This is a genomic window from Tolypothrix tenuis PCC 7101 (assembly GCF_963874875.1).
In the GTDB taxonomy this organism is placed as follows: Bacteria; Cyanobacteriota; Cyanobacteriia; order Cyanobacteriales; family Nostocaceae; genus Aulosira; species Aulosira tenue.
The window spans coordinates 16,348-32,958 of sequence record NZ_CAWNJS010000005.1 but is presented as its reverse complement, the minus strand read 5'-3'; the positions used below and the strand labels follow the sequence as shown (position 1 = coordinate 32,958).

Annotated in this window: 19 protein-coding genes and 1 pseudogene; 13 read left to right on the top strand and 7 right to left on the bottom strand. The window is 42.5% G+C overall.

Annotation, left to right across the window (positions count from 1 at the left end):
* Positions 1-160: 160 nt before the first annotated feature.
* A complete protein-coding gene (locus tag AACU25_RS36665) occupies positions 161-3,403 on the bottom strand; it encodes a DNA primase family protein (protein WP_339382139.1) in 3,243 nt (1,080 codons plus the stop codon).
* A 563-nt stretch (positions 3,404-3,966) separates the two neighbouring features.
* Positions 3,967-4,131: a hypothetical protein gene (locus AACU25_RS36660; protein ID WP_155539680.1), complete on the bottom strand. Its 165-nt coding sequence runs from the start codon at positions 4,129-4,131 to the stop codon at positions 3,967-3,969.
* A gap of 375 nt (positions 4,132-4,506) precedes the next feature.
* Between AACU25_RS36660 and AACU25_RS36655 the strand changes: the two genes are divergently transcribed.
* The 13 genes from AACU25_RS36655 to AACU25_RS36595 all read left to right on the top strand — a co-directional run bounded on the left by AACU25_RS36655 (position 4,507) and on the right by AACU25_RS36595 (position 13,287).
* The gene (locus AACU25_RS36655; protein ID WP_096585655.1) at positions 4,507-5,439 is read left to right on the top strand and encodes an acetate and sugar kinases/Hsc70/actin family protein; all 933 of its coding nucleotides are present in this window, start codon (positions 4,507-4,509) and stop codon (positions 5,437-5,439) included.
* Positions 5,440-5,443: 4 nt separating this feature from the next.
* Complete coding sequence (locus tag AACU25_RS36650) at positions 5,444-5,860, top strand: hypothetical protein (protein ID WP_045874856.1); 417 nt, start codon at positions 5,444-5,446, stop codon at positions 5,858-5,860.
* Positions 5,857-6,015: a hypothetical protein gene (locus tag AACU25_RS36645; RefSeq protein ID WP_167727877.1), complete on the top strand. Its 159-nt coding sequence runs from the start codon at positions 5,857-5,859 to the stop codon at positions 6,013-6,015. Before AACU25_RS36650 ends, AACU25_RS36645 begins: the two co-directional genes overlap by 4 nt.
* Complete coding sequence (locus tag AACU25_RS36640; protein WP_096585653.1) at positions 6,008-6,274, top strand: hypothetical protein; 267 nt, start codon at positions 6,008-6,010, stop codon at positions 6,272-6,274. The genes AACU25_RS36645 and AACU25_RS36640 overlap by 8 nt, the downstream gene beginning before the upstream one ends.
* 8 nt (positions 6,275-6,282) lie before the next feature.
* On the top strand, positions 6,283-6,480 hold the full coding sequence (locus AACU25_RS36635; protein WP_096585650.1) for a hypothetical protein: 198 nt from the start codon (positions 6,283-6,285) through the stop codon (positions 6,478-6,480).
* 94 nt (positions 6,481-6,574) lie between these two features.
* Complete coding sequence (locus AACU25_RS36630; protein WP_096585648.1) at positions 6,575-6,877, top strand: hypothetical protein; 303 nt, start codon at positions 6,575-6,577, stop codon at positions 6,875-6,877.
* Positions 6,874-7,284, top strand: coding sequence for a hypothetical protein (locus AACU25_RS36625; protein ID WP_045874860.1), 411 nt, complete (start codon positions 6,874-6,876; stop codon positions 7,282-7,284). The genes AACU25_RS36630 and AACU25_RS36625 overlap by 4 nt, the downstream gene beginning before the upstream one ends.
* The gene (locus AACU25_RS36620) at positions 7,281-7,997 is read left to right on the top strand and encodes a hypothetical protein (RefSeq protein ID WP_096585645.1); all 717 of its coding nucleotides are present in this window, start codon (positions 7,281-7,283) and stop codon (positions 7,995-7,997) included. The genes AACU25_RS36625 and AACU25_RS36620 overlap by 4 nt, the downstream gene beginning before the upstream one ends.
* Before the next feature lie 83 nt (positions 7,998-8,080).
* Positions 8,081-8,227 (top strand): hypothetical protein, encoded by a 147-nt coding sequence (locus AACU25_RS36615; RefSeq protein WP_190445957.1) that lies wholly within the window; start codon positions 8,081-8,083, stop codon positions 8,225-8,227.
* 99 nt (positions 8,228-8,326) lie between these two features.
* A complete protein-coding gene (locus AACU25_RS36610; protein ID WP_096585643.1) occupies positions 8,327-10,375 on the top strand; it encodes a hypothetical protein in 2,049 nt (682 codons plus the stop codon).
* 269 nt (positions 10,376-10,644) lie between these two features.
* The gene (locus AACU25_RS36605; RefSeq protein ID WP_096585640.1) at positions 10,645-11,505 is read left to right on the top strand and encodes a HaeIII family restriction endonuclease; all 861 of its coding nucleotides are present in this window, start codon (positions 10,645-10,647) and stop codon (positions 11,503-11,505) included.
* A complete protein-coding gene (locus tag AACU25_RS36600) occupies positions 11,498-12,340 on the top strand; it encodes a DNA adenine methylase (RefSeq protein ID WP_096585637.1) in 843 nt (280 codons plus the stop codon). Before AACU25_RS36605 ends, AACU25_RS36600 begins: the two co-directional genes overlap by 8 nt.
* A 143-nt stretch (positions 12,341-12,483) precedes the next feature.
* Positions 12,484-13,287, top strand: a complete 804-nt coding sequence (locus AACU25_RS36595; RefSeq protein WP_096585634.1) for an Rpn family recombination-promoting nuclease/putative transposase — start codon at positions 12,484-12,486, stop codon at positions 13,285-13,287.
* A gap of 314 nt (positions 13,288-13,601) precedes the next feature.
* On the opposite strand, the gene AACU25_RS36590 is transcribed toward AACU25_RS36595, so the two are convergent.
* The 5 genes and pseudogenes from AACU25_RS36590 to AACU25_RS36570 form a co-directional block, all read right to left on the bottom strand.
* Positions 13,602-14,171 carry a hypothetical protein gene (locus AACU25_RS36590; protein ID WP_096585631.1) on the bottom strand — a complete coding sequence of 190 codons (570 nt, stop codon included), beginning with the start codon at positions 14,169-14,171 and terminating at the stop codon, positions 13,602-13,604.
* 8 nt (positions 14,172-14,179) lie between these two features.
* The gene (locus AACU25_RS36585; RefSeq protein WP_096585628.1) at positions 14,180-14,632 is read right to left on the bottom strand and encodes a hypothetical protein; all 453 of its coding nucleotides are present in this window, start codon (positions 14,630-14,632) and stop codon (positions 14,180-14,182) included.
* Between the two features lie 107 nt (positions 14,633-14,739).
* Positions 14,740-14,997, bottom strand: coding sequence for an IS66 family transposase (locus tag AACU25_RS36580; protein WP_096585626.1), 258 nt, complete (start codon positions 14,995-14,997; stop codon positions 14,740-14,742).
* Positions 14,998-15,085: 88 nt separating this feature from the next.
* The gene (locus tag AACU25_RS36575) at positions 15,086-16,102 is read right to left on the bottom strand and encodes a tyrosine-type recombinase/integrase (protein ID WP_096585681.1); all 1,017 of its coding nucleotides are present in this window, start codon (positions 16,100-16,102) and stop codon (positions 15,086-15,088) included.
* Between the two features lie 71 nt (positions 16,103-16,173).
* Positions 16,174-16,594, bottom strand: a pseudogene (locus AACU25_RS36570) (four helix bundle protein).
* Positions 16,595-16,611 lie beyond the last annotated feature (17 nt).

Genomic DNA, 16,611 nt, shown 5'->3' with positions numbered 1-16,611 from the left:
AGGCTAAATTTTGGGATAACTTAACCGCAATTCCACCACTTTTTGATGGCTTATTGCTATATAGCTCTGAGCCGGGTGGGGGTTATGCAGTTTTTGTTGTCGCCACCGATTATGCATTGGTTACCAACACAATCATCAAAATTTCTGCAATTGATTCACTCTACACATTGAACTGTAAGCAGTATTTCATATAGTCAACTTGCTCAGTCGTGCATTGCCGGAATATCCCTTCGATTACTTCCGGTTGCAGTTGCTTTAACACTGCTGCCACCGCCGCATCTCCAATTTGCCAAACTCGTGCTAAATCATCCATCGCTTGCCTAACTTCGACTTCTATTGTCAATAAGCTGTTTTGCATAGCAATAACGTCAGTCGCCACAGCAGTTTCCACACCACCCGCAGCAGCTATAGTGCTTGATGCCACGTCATCGCACACCACCCACACCTGTTTAGCGGAGTCTACTTCATTTTTTGAATTTACATTGGAGTGAATATCTGATTTTGATTCAGAGTTGAAATTTACATCTTGTTGATGATTTTGATTTTTTTCATTTATCTCCTCATAACTGGTGTGGGTGGTGTGGAAGTCTTGATTTATCTGGCTTTGGTGGTGTGGCGTTTGGTGTGCATCTGCTGTGGAATTTTCACTTATTGCTATGGCTGTGCCAGTTGTTGACATTGGCACATTACCAAAACTAATTCCTTGCAATGCTTGTAATTTCCGCTTACCCGATGGGTGGGGAACGGTAACTAACTTGGCTTTGGGGAATAATGTTTTAAATCTGGCGATGACTTGGTTAATCGCCTTGACGGTTTTATCACTTGGCTTGGACTGTTCCTGCCAAATCGCTTTCACCTTGCCATTGCTGGATTCCTCAAAGGACAAAGTCCCGTTGTCGATGTACCAATTTTCTAGGTGTTGCCAAATATCAAATGCTGTGACAACGCCATCCCCCTTGTAGCCCAGTCCTGTATCTTTACAGAATTGGAACAGGTGAGAATTTTCTGCTTGAATCTCCTCCAAAGCTTGTTGAGTGCAGCTGTAGTCAATGCCTTCTGCGATTAATGCCTGTAGTCCAGCAATCATCTTATTTAAAAATGCCGGGGCGACACATTCCCGCACAAAATCCAAGTCATAAGCGAACCTGGGGTCTGCTAGTAACTCTTTGGGGTTGTTGGGGTCTGGATGAGATTTAAATGTTTTGTCAAAAATTAGGGCGGCGATGCGGTCGAGAATCGCTTGAATTGTGCCGTGCATCGACGGTGTATCATTCAAGTTGAAGATGCCGATAGCATTGGGGTTAAATTCTATGTGGTCTTTGCCCTTGCGCTCTGAGTGTAAGACGTTACCAGTAGCAAAGAGTTTAAGTGATTGAATTTTATCTAGTCTTGCTGTCTGTGGATTCTCAGAAGCCCAGTTCACCCGGCTGTTGACTAGAGGAGCTAAGGCAAATTTCCGTCCTTCATCATAAGCAGCGAAGTCAGCCAAGGAACAGCTAGTCATGCCTTGATGACCGTAGATAATAGAGACTACCTGCCGGATGGAATCTTTACCATTGGCACCCAATCCACAAGCCAGTAATAGCTTCGTTTCTCGTCCCCGACGCTTGCGGACTTCGGCTAAATCAAGACTGGCTCCCAGGTTTCTTAATAAAATTTGCTGTTGGGGCGAGTCTAAACATTGTAGCAAGCGATCGCAATGTTGGGGGTCGGCAAGGGGGTCATATTTTACCAATGGCTCATAGGTAAAAAAGTGTTTGTCTGGGTTATGTTTTTCTAAGACAGGCATTGGTTGTCCTATTGCCCAGCTAACACTTAACACGCCATTGGTACAGTTCACCCCTGGAGGATTGAGTAATTGCGGGTCAATTTCGACTCGCAGCTTCACCCACTCCAGCAACTCTTTGACCTTACTGGGTTTGGCGTAGGGATAGGTGATGACGAAGTTGTTGCCAGTTTTCTTAACAACTGGAAAGGTATTGCAATAACTCGTAATCCGGGGTCGCTCAACTGCATCAGGTGAGTGTTTGTAGTGTGTGCCATCCCAGTAATAAAGCTTGCCATCGGCACAAATCCATTTTTTATCGCCGTAAAGGAAGTTAAAGCCTTTTTGCAAGAATGTACTGTCCGGCTCAGAATCGCTGCCAATTTCCGACTCGGTTGCGTCTAAATCAACGGCGGCTCTTGAGGCTGTAATTTCTGCTATCTGCTTTAAAAGCAGCTCTACTAGTTCATCGCCCGTCATGCCGGATGCCAAAATATCTGCTATATCTCCTTTATCTTGCAGAGTCGGTTGAATTTTTAGCAAGTCGATGGCAACAAAATTTACTCCGACTTTCGAGCAAATATCTTCGATTCTGCGGGCTTTTTTCCAGCCTGTTTCATCATGATCAATGCAGTAAGCCAGTAAGAAATCTTTACTAGTGAGGTTTTTAATTTGGCTCAATGAATGGAGTATCTCGCCATCGGAACTGCTACCTACCCAAGTGATGCTGGCTAGCCTTTCGATGCGGCTGGCTTCGACGCATTTTTCTCCTTCATGGGCTAGTAGTACGGGGATGCCATCTGTAGCTTTGATAATAGCGATCGCTTCATCCTGTTTGTAAGCTGGCCATTTTCCGTTTTTCGACCATTTGATTTTATTGGTGGTGGGGTCTAGTCTGCTGACGGAGAATGTTTTGACTGTGCCTTTATCTTTGGCTGCACAGGGACAAGAAAATCTATGAGCTTTTCGCCCGTCGCTGTAGTCGTATTCGATAACTGTAATTTGTTGTAATTCTTCTGGTGTAGCTCCATCTTCTCTGAGCTTGTCGGTAACGGATTTGGGGATGAAATCAGGTGTTACGGGTTGTGGTGTGGTGATTTCACCGAAAAGGAGGGCTGGGGAAGCTGAGGAAGCTGGGGGAGAATTGCCCACAGCAGGTGGTTTGATGTCCCTCAATTCATTTATGGGGTTCTCTCCCCCGGCTCCCCTTTCCTCCCCGGCTCCCCCTGCTTCGTCCGTAGGACGACGTTCACCGTTGAGCCTGCATATTCTTAACTGTGATGAGTCGAGATTTAAAACCTTGTTGGGTAAAGCTGCTGGTTTTTTCGCTTTGATTGGTTTGGCAGGGGGTGGTGGCGTGTAAGCACCAAGTTTTCTTTCTTCTAATACTTCACTCCAAGGTTTGATTGCTTCTCGAATATCGCGGTGAAGGCACTCGTTATAACAAGTGTATTTGCCGTTGCTGGGGTTGATGCTGAGGTTATGACCGCCGCAAGCGGGGCAGATGTATTTATTTTTCTCAGAAGCTGGTTCTAACTGGTCTATGAAATTGCGAATATCAAAGGAAGCGTTGTCGGCTATCTCCCCTGGCATAACGGAGCAATCAACGGTCTCGTGTCCTTTCAAAAGGGATACCATTGTGAAATCCTTATGAGGTAAATGATGTGGGCTTTACCTCCCTTGAAGATTCACCAATGCTTTAATCAAATTTCTCGTTAAACCCGTTGCTACTGTTCATCGGAACTGTTACGATTGGGTTATAAAGAAATTTAAATACATTCTTTTGAGGTTTGTCTTCTCGGACTGCTAAACAACTTGCGCTAACAAGTTGAGTCCAGGGAGGCATTCTTTTCTTATGTATATCGATAGACAAAATACTTAGAAAAGATGGACTAAGGGTATAGTCCTCTTTCATAATAATTGATCTCACAAAAAAATAAATAGTAAATTGTCACTTTCAAAAAGAAAATAATTAATTTATTTTCCTCAAAGCCTGACAATACAAGCTTCTCAAAAACTTTTACTCATATTATAAACATGATTTTAATACCACTAATAATATTATTAATGGTAGTGGTATTAAATATAATTTGACTTATTTCATGGGCATTTAGAAGATGGAGATTGTATCAAATTTAATGAATTAGCCGTAGACAAATTCTTAATATTGATAATTATGTATTACTTAAAGGGTGAAGGCGTTAGCTTTTACCCTTCTGTTGCTGTTGCTGCTCTTGCACCCATTTTTCTATTAATTCTCCCGTAACCTGTTCCATCGTCACCTCTAGGTCAGTACAGAGTTTTTTGAATTCCTTGTGTAACTTCTTATCTATCTTCGTTCTTAAATACTGTTTCTCATTCTCCATAAAGTTTATATCGGTTTACCGGATAAATCCATCAGATAAATATTACTTTATCCTACGTATGAATCTATAACTTATTAGTATATAAATCCATTAACGGATTAACGGACTAATCCAAAAAAGGTGTTAATCTATAGATGTGAGCGCAAGACGGACGATAAAAGGCGTAAAAAACCACATCTAGGATAAATATGTTGCTAGAAAGATTATTAGCCTTTAAATAAACGTAAACGCTTCTAAATAAAGTAATTCATCCGAAAATCAAGATAAGTGCGTGCGAAAGCCTCAACCGACATTCCTACACTCCATCAAAGGTTAGCAACAGCCGCATCTATATATATGTAATGCGGTTGCTACTAGCTTCATAGGAGAAAGCAAGTGATCAACATTTACTTTGCAGATATTGGCAACTTCACCAGCATCACCGCCCTCAAGGGTGAAAAGCCCCGCGTGATGCGCTCAGTCTTTCAAGACGTAACCTATACCAGTGCTAGAGACTTAGACACAGATGATTCACCCAGCGTCAAACTAGACAACAAAGTATTAGTTCTCGGAGAACGCGCCACCAAGCAGAAAAACCCACAAACCGCCGCCGAGCGAGGAAAGCAATTACCGGAATTTGTTAAACCTTTCACCCTGGCAGGACTAAGGCAAGATTTTGAGGGTAATGTCCGGTTCTTAGTGCCAGAGCGCAATCATTGGGAAGAAGATGCTATCCGTCAAACTTTGATTGCAGAGCATCAAGTTACAGTCAATGGCAGAACCTATAAACACCGCATCAAGAATGTTGAGTTTTACCTAGAAACTGACGTGGCTGTAGTTAACGGTTATAAAAAAAGCTTGCTGGATATGGAAGGTGACACACTCGGCATCGACATCGGCGGCGGCACTACTAACTATGTTGTCATGACTCCCGGTGGTGAAATTCTCACCCGTCGTTCAATCCCCAAGGTAGGTGGTGTCTCCCTGGCTAACGACATCATCAACTCTGACCTCATGCAGAGTTATGCCAAGCGCGATAACGTTGCCTTTAAGGTCGCCAAAATGATGGATTCCATTGCTGATGGCTCCCTCACCTACGGGCGCAAGTATGACTTCTCCTCAGTCTTCCCTGGCTTGTTAGAAAATTGGTTTAACGGACTGATGGACAGCATTACTACAGCTGCTAACGATTACTTGGCAGATGTCACCAACATCATGCTGATTGGTGGATGTGCCAATTTAGTACGCCATAAATTGAGTGCAAAACCTGGGTTTTATATTCCAGTTGACCCTCATTTGTCCAACATTACTGCACTACTGGCTATGTAAAGAAATGCAAGTACGTTTAGCGGTTTTGGTTGCCGCCAAAGTAGAGGGAATCAGACTTTCGCTTAACTATTCAAAGCTGAGTGATACTGTAAATTTACTGTTGGATGCAATCAAACATAAATGGGACTTGAAACTCTCTGATTTGTCACAAATTGAGACAAGTGAAACGAGAGTGAGACTAGATAAACGTCATCATGATTGGTTGTCACAATACGGTTTATCTAGAGGAATAAATATAGCTTCTGCCACAAATTTATTAATTTCAGAATACTTGGCAGGCAATGTAACCAGTTTTCAAACACCTCTAACAAAACCTGTTCTTCAACAGCCACAAAATTTGACAGAAATCACACCAATTGAACAAACACAAACAATAGAGAAGCCGAAAGGTCAGGCTTTGATGAGGAGTCTTAAATTATGAGTCAAACGCGTGTAGTCCTAGACGAAAAGTATCTACCATTAGCCAAAGAAATCATTGAACAGACAGGAATCAACACTTACTCTCAGCTATTTAGCATCCTGTTGGTTAACTACGGCGACACTCTTGTTAAGTCTTTAAGAGGCAGCCATGAATAACCTAAACATAGTCTATGACTCAACCCTACTAACCAATTCCAAGGTCTACCAGATTGATAGAACGCTCTATCAATACCTCTATAAAACAGGCACAATTCAGCATCCAAAGTATCACTTTCGACCTCTGGCTGGACAACGAAAAAAGGTTGATTTATTGCTGAATTATAAGGCTTTGACTACTCGCTGTTATGAAGTTTCAGGTATGAGTAATAATGCGAGTGTTATCAGCCTGGAATCATTACAATTATCGATTTTTTGAGGTGAAAAATGAATACTCAACCACTGCCAGAATTAGTTGCACAAGCCCAACAATTACTAACCCAAATTCGACAGCATCCACAGTATCAAAGGTTGAACTTTGATTGTGACGTGACTCTTGGGGATGTCAGCCAATTTTTCAATACTCTGCAATGGGAGGCCTCCGCTTCAACCGTTGATGTTTCTACTGAAAGATTTTTTCAGTGATGGGAGAGCGATTGCACGGACTGCGAATCATTGCAATCGCCCCACCTATGTGTCTACCGCCGCATAACGATAAACGATATAAGGATTGTAAATCATGACGAAACCAATAGGCTATTACTGCGCTCTAACGCCTGGAGATGGAACCTATTTAGACTGGTTGCAAGATACTTATGGTTCTTGCCTTGAAGGGATTAATCGCATTGAAAAACTGCATTTTTTAAAAGCGATAACTGAAAACTTAATCGCTACTGAAATTGCTACACAGGGACAATATTTACTAGAAGAATCAGCCCAAACAATTCAAAAACTTCAAGAGGATTTGTATCAATACACGCCAATAGGCGACCACTTGGGACTAGCGGAAGCAATCATCAACCAATTAAAAACTCAGCAATGAAGTACCAAAAACAAGCCATGCTGGGGCTATTGGGTTTGGGTTTGATTGCTGCACCTATGTTCATTAAACTGCCTCAGCAGTTCTACACTTTTTCTGCTGTGTCGAACTTAGAAGCTAGAGAATCTGTTGAACGCTCACGCATAGAACAACGTAAATTAACCAGCGACAAACTGAACTCTACTGGCATATTACCGACCAGTTTAAAACTCAGAATTAGAGGCTATTTAGACAACCCAAAACGCAACCCAAGACCCGACACCAGCTATTACCAAGAGGATGAACTAGTTTATGTTTATGACTCAGGAGGTCGTTGCATAGGACAGATAGCAGAACGCCGTTGGCTGTGGAAGTATCACTACAAAAATGTCTGCAATCTCTCACCCCAATTGGAGAATAATAAATCATGAAAAGTGCAGAATATAAGCCGCCAAATAATTCAAACTCAACAGCTGCAACTTCCTCAAAAACTAGCAACAAAAGAGTCACTAATTACGCAGAAATCTTAGCGCAATGGATTGTTGATATCATTGCCCTGCCCGTGACCTTCATTACCCACATCTTCGCTCAGTTTGTTACCCCAGGGTCATCCGGCACAAAAATACTCGGCGCAATGGGGTTCTTTCTTGGCACACTCCTCAGTTCTGATGGAATTTGGCAGACGCTCTTTCAAGGCATTCCGATGTTTTCCTGGTTTGAAACAACTTGGATTGGTTGGTTTGGCTGGCTAACGCTACCGTTTAATCTATTTTTCTGGCTTTCACTTGGTATATCGGCTTTAGTTCAAGTAATGGAAGCCCGGAGCTTACGGGGTAAACGCCCAGACCAAGCCAAAGCCGAGTTTGAAGAATCCAAACAGTACACCCTAAGCAGCAAGCCGACTGCAAACATTGACCTGACTACCGCACTGTGGCGTGATTATAAGGTTGCTGGTATGAAAGAACGCCATGCCGGAGGCGCAATCGCACTGTTTTTCTGGATATTCGACTTAACGACAACGTTTTTTGGTCGCAATCCCTTCGCCTACACTGACCCTGGACAAATTTTGGGGTGTTTGGCTTATAACTTCACCACCATGATGGCAGGCGAAATCGGTTACACAATCTGGCGATTGACTAAGTAAGCTCTAGAGCAGGGGAGCAGGGGAGCAGAGGGGCAGGGGAGCAGGGGAGGCAGGGGAAGAAAGAGTTTTAAGGCGTTGCATAAATGCGGGATGAATTGGCGGTTGAAACCATTGAAAATTCGTTCCAAGTTGAGCAAAATCATCCCATGATTCAGCAACGCCAGAGTTTTAAATATAACTTCTTCTCTACGCAACACATGGAAAGAGCGTCAAGAGGAAAGCCACCATAAAAAGTTTGTGTAGCACAACTTGCGCGGCAATATCCCCATGCCCCTCTGCACCTCTGCTCCCCTGCCCCTCTGCCCCAGAGCTTTTAATAGGAGAAAACTATGGAATTTTCACCCGACAAAAATCAACCAGTACCGCAACTTGCCACAAAGGAAACTGCCTCATTACGCGCTGACTATCCCTGCATTGAACATTTGGAAGCGGGTAACATCGCCCCTTGGCTAGTAGAAAGGCTGGATCAATTATTGGTTCGTGCCAAAACTGAAAGGGCAGGGATGAACCTAGCTAAATGCGTCACTCTAGCAACGGCATCAATCGGGGCGGTTTGTTATGCCACCTCTCCACTAGCCCCCATCGGTGCGTTAGTTGCGGGTCTGGGTTACGCTTGGTCAGTGGTACAAGATATGACCGATTCCCACTGCTTTGCTCCCATTCCCTTTGTGCGGGGTAACTTCTTAGAATTTTTGACGGCAATGGGTGACAGCGAAGCAAGAGCCGAATGGTTGAATGGCTCGAATGAAATTGTGGATTTAATGAACCACCTTACACCCACAGAGCGGAGCGAATTTGTGATGCTGCGGCAGTACACCAACACCCTTACCGATTTTCTTACGGGTGTAGAAGCTGGTAAGCGGTTTTATGCTTACAGGTGGCTACTGGACAATTTCACCACTTACAGAGGTGCGTTTCCTACTGTTGAGCAGTTGTGCAAACATTTGGCGCAGGTAGCCCCTGACCCTAGAATTGACCAGGCTCAAGTTACTCTCATTCAGCAACAATCTCAACAGCCACAACCAAAGCTACCTTCACCCAAGTTCGTTGAACTGCCACAACCGCATTTTGTCCAGTTGCCTAGTCCCCCAAAGACTGAACCTGCTGCACAGGCAATAGCACCAGATATTCAATCAATGTTGACCCTGCCACTACACCACCGAGCGATCGCAATTATTGATGCACTAACCAACAGTGGTTTTGATATCGCCAAGTGCATTCGTGACCAAATTACCGTGATTGCTGGTAATCAGCGAGGTGGTAAGGGTACATTGATGGCGATTTTAGCCATTCTCAGTAAAGCACTGGAGCCAAATACTAAGATTCACTACTTCACCGCAGGTTCGGACATCTACCCGTTCGCCTGCCATCGCCTAGTGTGCAGACTTAGTTACCCGCAATTGGAGGGTGCAAAGGCTGATGCTCATGTTGCCAGCGATTTGTACCAATATTTAAGGGAGATGGACAACGCCGCCCAAAATAGTTACACAGATATTATTTTGGTGATTGATGAAGCTGTAGCCTTGTCTGACTACCTTAGCGATGAGCAGAAGCAATGGATCATTCGCTTCCTGTTCACTCGCGCCAGTAAGAAGGGCGCACAAATTTTCGTGGTGTTGCACGGGAAGAATCTGACTTCTTGGGTCGGCACTAAAAACACCGCAGGTTTTGGCGATACTTTCAAAAGTGGGGCTACTTTTATTGGTTGTGAGGCTACCAGTAAAAAGCTGTCTCCACTCAAGTCAATTTCACTAGCAACAGGGCGGTACTTCTTGGCAGACATAGATAGTTTTGATAAGGCGATCGCACAGGGTGAAATTGGCACGATTCCAGACTGGCTCAAAACTGAAGTTAATCCCCATTCTGGGCAACCAGATCCGGCGCGGACACTACTCCTGTATTTTCCTGAGTATATAAGTGAAAACCTTGCTTTGGCTGATTCTGTACCAAACAGCGATAAGCCACCCGATGAGTTTTTAAATCAGGCTAGAGCATGGCTAGATGAAACTTGGGTGATACCAGATGCTCCACCACCAACTCTGCACCCAACAAAGAGCGATACCGACCGATACCAACCGACTGATAAGGCTTCCGAGGTTTTAGAATCATTTGGTATCGATACCGGAAACGATACCGGAATCGGTGATACTATCCCTGAAACGGGCGATTCTAAGACCCTTGCTGGCGATACCCCAAACGATACCGAAACTCGCTACACTCCAGCCTCACTTACTCCATCTCAACTGACTGGCATCGTCAAGCAGATGACTGATAAGAAAATGTCGCAGACTCAAATCATTCAATCTCTCTGGGGAGTAGAGAAAAACGGTAAGGGTTGGAAGCAGGCTTACACCGAATATAAAGAACTGTTTCCATGAGTCATGTCGAACAGTTAATAACTAATACCCCTACTAAAGTTAGGGGTTTCTTGCTTTCGCTCCCGGATTAAGAGGCTGTTGTTCTCGACTTTTAAACAGAGACGCAGTTTGCCACATTTAACATTGTTAAGTAGCAGTATTGCATTTGTTAAGTAATAAAAATTACATAATTATTGAACTTGCTTTTACATGATTTTACGAAGCTTTCAAATCACATTATTTCGGTAGATCATCGGTTACTCTGTGGAAAAATATAATGCTCCACAAATATGACACCCCTTTCAAACCTGCATGGTCGTGTATTAGAGTACCTGATAACAGAAGTAATAATTAGAACGCATCCAGGAGTAAACCTAACAGTTAGAGCTAACAATGCTCAACTTAGAGATGCCAGCAAGTTAACAGACTTAAAACCACCACTTTTAAATGAATTGAGACAAGCGGCTAATGCGCTGCTGCAAATGTGGCTTAATCCTCAGTTTCAGTTGTCACAGCAACCATCAATCACAGTAGATCGATTACCAGATCAAAATCAAAATGACGTTACTGACATTCGCCTAACTTCAAAAGCATGGACAGTCAACTTATCACTCAAACACAACCATACCGCACTCAGACACCAACGCCCTGGGACAACTCCAGTTCACTGCGGTTACGCTAAAAATGACCCACAGATGCAGCAGTTTAGACAACAATACCGAGCAACTACACAAGAGTTCATGCAATATATCGGGCAGGCAAAGCTTTTTGCAGAATTACCTCCTGCTTTGATTGAACAGCATTTATATACTCCCGTCTGTCATTTGGTGAGTCAATTTATCAATAGCCATGCTTCCATTTGTGCCACTAAGTTATTTCAGTACCTTGTTGGTGATGTGAATTACTACAAAATTATTGTTGATACCAACGCCCAAACCCTGACTATTCAGCAGTTTGCACAAATCCAAATGCCTACTAATGTGATAGCAACGGTTAACAGACAGTATGTAAATTTGATTTTTGATAATGGATGGGAAATTTCTATGCGCTTACATACCGCATCCAGCCAAATTAAAAACTCTCCCAGTTTGAAATTTGATACTAAAGCACTAAAAAATCCGCTTCCTGCTACGATAATTCCTTATGCTTAAAAGTCCATTACGTTATCCCGGCGGTAAACAAAAGGCAATTCCTCAAATTGCTCACTACCTACCTCCTAAATTCAAGGAGTTCCGCGAACCTTTTGTTGGCGGAGGTTCTGTATTTTTTCATGTTTCACAGAAGTACCCCAGTATGCCTTGCTGGGTTAATGATCTCAACTCAGAACTGTATTACTTCTGGCTAATGGTCAAAACTAATCAAAGAGAGTTAGTTGAGTCAGTCTGGAAAGTAAAAAAACAGACAACAGATGGACGTGCCTTGTTTAAATCTCTCGCTGCCGCTCCTCCGAGTACCATGAGTCCACTTGAGCGGGCTGTGCGGTTCTTTGTTCTTAACAGGATTACCTTTTCGGGAACGATAGAGAGTGGTGGTTACTCTGATGCTTCCTTCAAAGGTCGGTTTACAGACTCTTCGATTGAGCGACTAGCAGCTTTGGATGGTTGCTTTGTTAATACCCGTGTGACTAACTTCGACTACAGTGTCCTACTTACTGAACCTGGAGAAGATGTATTTATCTTTCTAGATCCACCTTATCTCAGCAAGACTCAATCTAAGCTTTATGGTAAAAAAGGTGATTTGCACACCTGTTTTGACCATTCTCATTTTGCCAAACTGATGTCGGAGTGTTCACACAAATGGTTGATTACTTACGATGACTGTGAACAAGTGCGGCATCACTTTTCTTTTGCCTACATTTATGAATGGGAGTTGCAATACGGGATGAACAATTACAAACAGCAGAAGGCAGAGAAAGGCAAGGAACTGTTCATCACCAATTATCCTGTTGAATCATACAATTTACCTACAATTATAGAGGTTGTGTGATAAGTTTATAACTAACGAATTCACAAAAATGACAACTAATCACGCTGCCTAAAAGTCAGATTAAGAGTTAATATTTTTGGTTTTTTCAATGACTTTGACTGATAAAATTAATTTTAAATACCCAGACTTTTTCAGATATTTTAGTGAAACGAGACTCTATTTATTACCAAATATTTAAACGCTTTCCTGCGTTAATTTTTGAACTCGTTGATGACCGTCCCCAAGAGCCGCAGAACTATCGATTTGAGTCAGTTGAGGTAAAAGAAACTTCCTTTCGCATTGATGGGGTCTTTTTACCTCCAGAAGGTGCAACACCCAGAGTTATCTTTTTTGCAGAAGTTCAGTTCCAAAAAGATGAAGCTTTGTATCATCGTTTTTTTACTGAGTCGATGATGTATTTGAACCGGAATCAGTCTCAATATGATGACTGGTACTGTGTGGTAATTTTCCCATCACGCAGTTTGGAACCAAGCGATACAAGAACTCATCGAATATTTTTAAACAGCGACCAAGTGCAGCGCATTTATTTGGATGAGTTAGGTAATCCCGATACTCTGCCAATAGGCATCAATTTAATGCAGTTGACAATCGCATCTTCTGAAACGATGGCACAGCAAGCCAAGCAATTAATTGAGCGAGTACAATTAGAGTCAACTGGCACACTCCCAAAAAACGAGATAATAGATATTATTACGACAATTGCCGTTTACAAGTTTTCTTCGTTGAGTAGAGAGGAAGTGGAAGCTATGCTGGGACTGAGTTTAGAGGAAACGAGGGTTTATCGGGAAGCGAAAGCTCTTGGTCGAGAAGAACAGAAAGCTGAAATTTTGAAAGCAGCTGTCCCCCTGTTACTAAAAACAGGAATGAGTATAGAACAGATTGCTCAACAACTTAATGTTGATGTAGAAGCTGTCCGGCTTGCTGCACAGCAAAACACGGATGAGTAAGCGCACGGGAGATTGGCGTTTACAAGTTTTTGTAAGTTTTGCCGTGAAGACTTAGAAACCATGCTCTTACTGAACATTGAAGAAACACGAATCTACAGAGACTTGGAACGTCAAATCAAATTAAAAGCAGCAGCACGCATTCCTAAGCATGGGTTACAGCATCTTGGAAGTGGCTTCGTCTGTTGATTTATCGGTCGAGGAACTTACAAAAGAAGTAGTAAATTAGTAAATTATCAAACCCAGACAGAACAAGCTCCTGTAAACTACCCACTCAAAGCTTACTTGTTCAAGCAGTCGTTTAAGTAAACCCAAACTTACCAACTTCTATCAGTCCCAATCTCATGGGCATCTACTTCAATAAAGCAGTAATCCATGTCAGCATGAGAGTCCATGTCTCGAAACAGGTCATAAACTTGTTTGTCTAGATCCTCATCATTTTCATAGGGGATAGTGATAATATACTCGCAGCCATTGGGAGTGGTTTTTTGAGCATTGTAGAAAGACAGGCAGAAACGCTCGATATGTTCTCGAACTTTCTTTTTACGCCGAATAAATTTATTATTATTTTCTACTCGCAACCACAGCCGAATCTGCGCTGATTGCTTGACTACTTCTTCCTCAAGTTTTGCCTGATTCACCAGTGGGGCTACGGTTTGATTTTGTATAGATGCTTGTGTAGATGCAGGTGTTGGGGTCAATTCAGCAATAAATGCATCCAATGCTTGAGCAATGCGGGCTTTCGACTCAGTACGTTTTGACACACGCCACTCTTGCAGAATGCGATCGCGTATTGCCTGATAATCAGTTACAGATATTTTGTTATGTAACTTCTTTTCTGTATTTATCTGTAACTTGTTCTGTAACTCTTGCCTAACAGCTGACAATTCCGCCGTTAGGCTGTCAACTTTCCCAATGCTTCTTTTCTCAATTCCTCCTTTCTCTGTAACTCACTCTGTAAAGAGACTACTTCTGCTGTTAATTTCTCCACATCCTCTAGCTTGGAAAAAGACTTTATCTGTGTAACTTTCTTTTTAGGAGTAGGATTGCTCAGTTGGTAGGCAATTTCTTCTAACTTGGTTATAGATAAATCTTCACCTCGCCCTATGTAGCATTTTCTGAGAACACCGCCAACTTTTCTGTAACCGTACCAGTAACTAGCTTGTCCTTTGCTTCCTTTCTCTTTACGAGCAGTGTAAGGTGGTTCATGATTATTGGGGACATAGCGAAAAGATTGTGCACTCTCTAACCACTTCTGCCACTTCTGCCACTGCTTATTGATTTCAATAATGTTTGTGCTGTTATGAGGTGAAAGTAATCCCTCTCCTACTACTGAAAGTTTACTCATCCTAGTTACCGATAATTTATCTGTAACTACTGTACCTGCAATTCCTTAAAAGCCACCGCCACTATATGTTTAAAATAGGAGTTGCTAGTAGATTTTGTGCTTTTCCTTTACTTCGTTCTCTTAAATTTATCAATATCCTTCTCTCCTGACATGAAGAATTTCAATAATGATTTATCTTGAAATCTACAAGTTTGCATAATCCCAAGTAAAACAAGATATGAGGTAGCACCAGATTCAGAAAAAGATCCCGATATTTTTCGCTGTATAGCAAGATGTCTAATTGCACGTTCTGCTGTATTGTTATTCCAGGGTATAGTATCTTGTTCAAGAAAAGTGAATAAACTAATGATAATTTCGGTACTCATGACCTTAAATATATATTATTAAAGACATTTAATTACCAGTTATTGAATAAAATTAATCTCTTATAATTAGTCAATTTAGAAATTTTTATCACTCAGAATTCTTCAACATTCCCGTCAATAATTCTGACATCTCCCACAAATCTTTATTCCGATTATCGTCATAAATCATCAACGTTCTGGGGTCAGCATGACGGCTCAACTTCTGCACCTTCCTGATATTCCCATCCGTCGCATCCAGCGCCGCCGTAATTGCCGAATGCCTCACCCTGTGGGGTGACATCGGTTTCTTCACTCCCGCGAACTTAAAAGCAGCCTTCACTATTTTATAGATAGCATCCGTAGTCAATCTATGCCCTTCATTATGAAAATCTAACGCCGTAAAAATTGGTAAATTAACATTCAAATCCCCCCTAGCAATTAACCAATCAGCTATCGCCGCCGCCACATCTTTTGACATATCTAAATATTCTTCATTCGTTCCCTTTCCCTTCCCCAAAATCCTCAACTTGCGCCCATAAAAATCAAAATCACCCACATTTAACTGAGATATCTCCTGTCGGCGCAAAGCTAAACCCCACAGCACCAAAAAAATCGCATAATTGCGTTTACCAATCAAAGTCTCCCTATCAAACTGCTGAATCACAACTGCTATCGCTTTGCTATCAACACCCCGCGTATCCCGGTACGCCTTCACCTTCTCGCCAGACACATCTTCCAGGGAATAATTGCACACTCCCAGTTTCCGCCCCATCTTGGCTAACGACTTAATCGCCGCCAACCGCCGATTGATTGTCGCCTCCCGTAAAGAGGAAGCTATGAGTTTCGCCTTGTACTTCAACACCACCATCACCGCTTGCTCTCGCTGCAAGTGCAAAAACTCCAGCACACTATCACCACTTGGCGGTAAGCCCGTCATCTTGATAAAAAAATCCCGCAAATCTTTCTCGTAAGCACGCCGAGTATTGGGGTTGCGTTTATCTGCCAACAACTGCGCCAACACATCTGGGTCACCCTGAAGCTCTGCATCAAAATATCTAGTTATCGGTGCATCTAAGCACGCTTCCAACGTAAACTTGACAATTTCTCCCGAATCTAGATTGGACATAAGTGCTGACTCGCGTTCAATAAGAATAAGTAGGGGGCAGGGGAGCAGGGGAGCAGGGGAGATGAAAGACACTAAGAGTCTGTTTTTCTGCTCGGATATCCGACTGTTTTCTTTATCAGCCAAGGGCTAGGATTATTAATCATGCTTACTAAACTACCTAGAACCTTATTATAAGTACCGTAAATCTCTCTACCTGTATCAATATCCAAGTAGTTGCACTTGACGGCAAATTCAATCCAAGTCTGGGTTTCAGCAGCTTCCGCCTCACAATCATTTAATGAGCGCCACAAATGCTGCTACGTATCGCCGTTTCCTCCATGCTTCTGCCAAATTCGCACAGAAAGAGCGAGAGGAACGACGAATTTGGTCTGTGAGTGAATAACGTTCCTCTACTGGAAACTTTTTAGATACCTCAAATATCTTCATAGCTGCATCAAAAGCCATTTGATAAACTTTCAAGTCTCGATGATTTGTAATCGCATTTTTTTCCATTTGCTATCTCTTACCTT

Excerpts from the sequence above, each read along its gene's own strand:
- AACU25_RS36580 (WP_096585626.1), bottom strand. The coding sequence starts at position 14,997 with ATGAGTACCGAAATTATCATTAGTTTATTCACTTTTCTTGAACAAGAT.
- AACU25_RS36635 (WP_096585650.1), top strand. The coding sequence starts at position 6,283 with ATGAATACTCAACCACTGCCAGAATTAGTTGCACAAGCCCAACAATTA.
- AACU25_RS36660 (WP_155539680.1), bottom strand. The coding sequence starts at position 4,131 with ATGGAGAATGAGAAACAGTATTTAAGAACGAAGATAGATAAGAAGTTA.
- AACU25_RS36640 (WP_096585653.1), top strand. The coding sequence starts at position 6,008 with ATGAATAACCTAAACATAGTCTATGACTCAACCCTACTAACCAATTCC.
- AACU25_RS36585 (WP_096585628.1), bottom strand. The coding sequence starts at position 14,632 with ATGAGTAAACTTTCAGTAGTAGGAGAGGGATTACTTTCACCTCATAAC.
- AACU25_RS36645 (WP_167727877.1), top strand. The coding sequence starts at position 5,857 with ATGAGTCAAACGCGTGTAGTCCTAGACGAAAAGTATCTACCATTAGCC.
- AACU25_RS36665 (WP_339382139.1), bottom strand. The coding sequence starts at position 3,403 with ATGGTATCCCTTTTGAAAGGACACGAGACCGTTGATTGCTCCGTTATG.
- AACU25_RS36610 (WP_096585643.1), top strand. The coding sequence starts at position 8,327 with ATGGAATTTTCACCCGACAAAAATCAACCAGTACCGCAACTTGCCACA.
- AACU25_RS36615 (WP_190445957.1), top strand. The coding sequence starts at position 8,081 with ATGCGGGATGAATTGGCGGTTGAAACCATTGAAAATTCGTTCCAAGTT.
- AACU25_RS36605 (WP_096585640.1), top strand. The coding sequence starts at position 10,645 with ATGACACCCCTTTCAAACCTGCATGGTCGTGTATTAGAGTACCTGATA.
- AACU25_RS36625 (WP_045874860.1), top strand. The coding sequence starts at position 6,874 with ATGAAGTACCAAAAACAAGCCATGCTGGGGCTATTGGGTTTGGGTTTG.
- AACU25_RS36620 (WP_096585645.1), top strand. The coding sequence starts at position 7,281 with ATGAAAAGTGCAGAATATAAGCCGCCAAATAATTCAAACTCAACAGCT.
- AACU25_RS36575 (WP_096585681.1), bottom strand. The coding sequence starts at position 16,102 with ATGTCCAATCTAGATTCGGGAGAAATTGTCAAGTTTACGTTGGAAGCG.
- AACU25_RS36630 (WP_096585648.1), top strand. The coding sequence starts at position 6,575 with ATGACGAAACCAATAGGCTATTACTGCGCTCTAACGCCTGGAGATGGA.
- AACU25_RS36600 (WP_096585637.1), top strand. The coding sequence starts at position 11,498 with ATGCTTAAAAGTCCATTACGTTATCCCGGCGGTAAACAAAAGGCAATT.
- AACU25_RS36650 (WP_045874856.1), top strand. The coding sequence starts at position 5,444 with ATGCAAGTACGTTTAGCGGTTTTGGTTGCCGCCAAAGTAGAGGGAATC.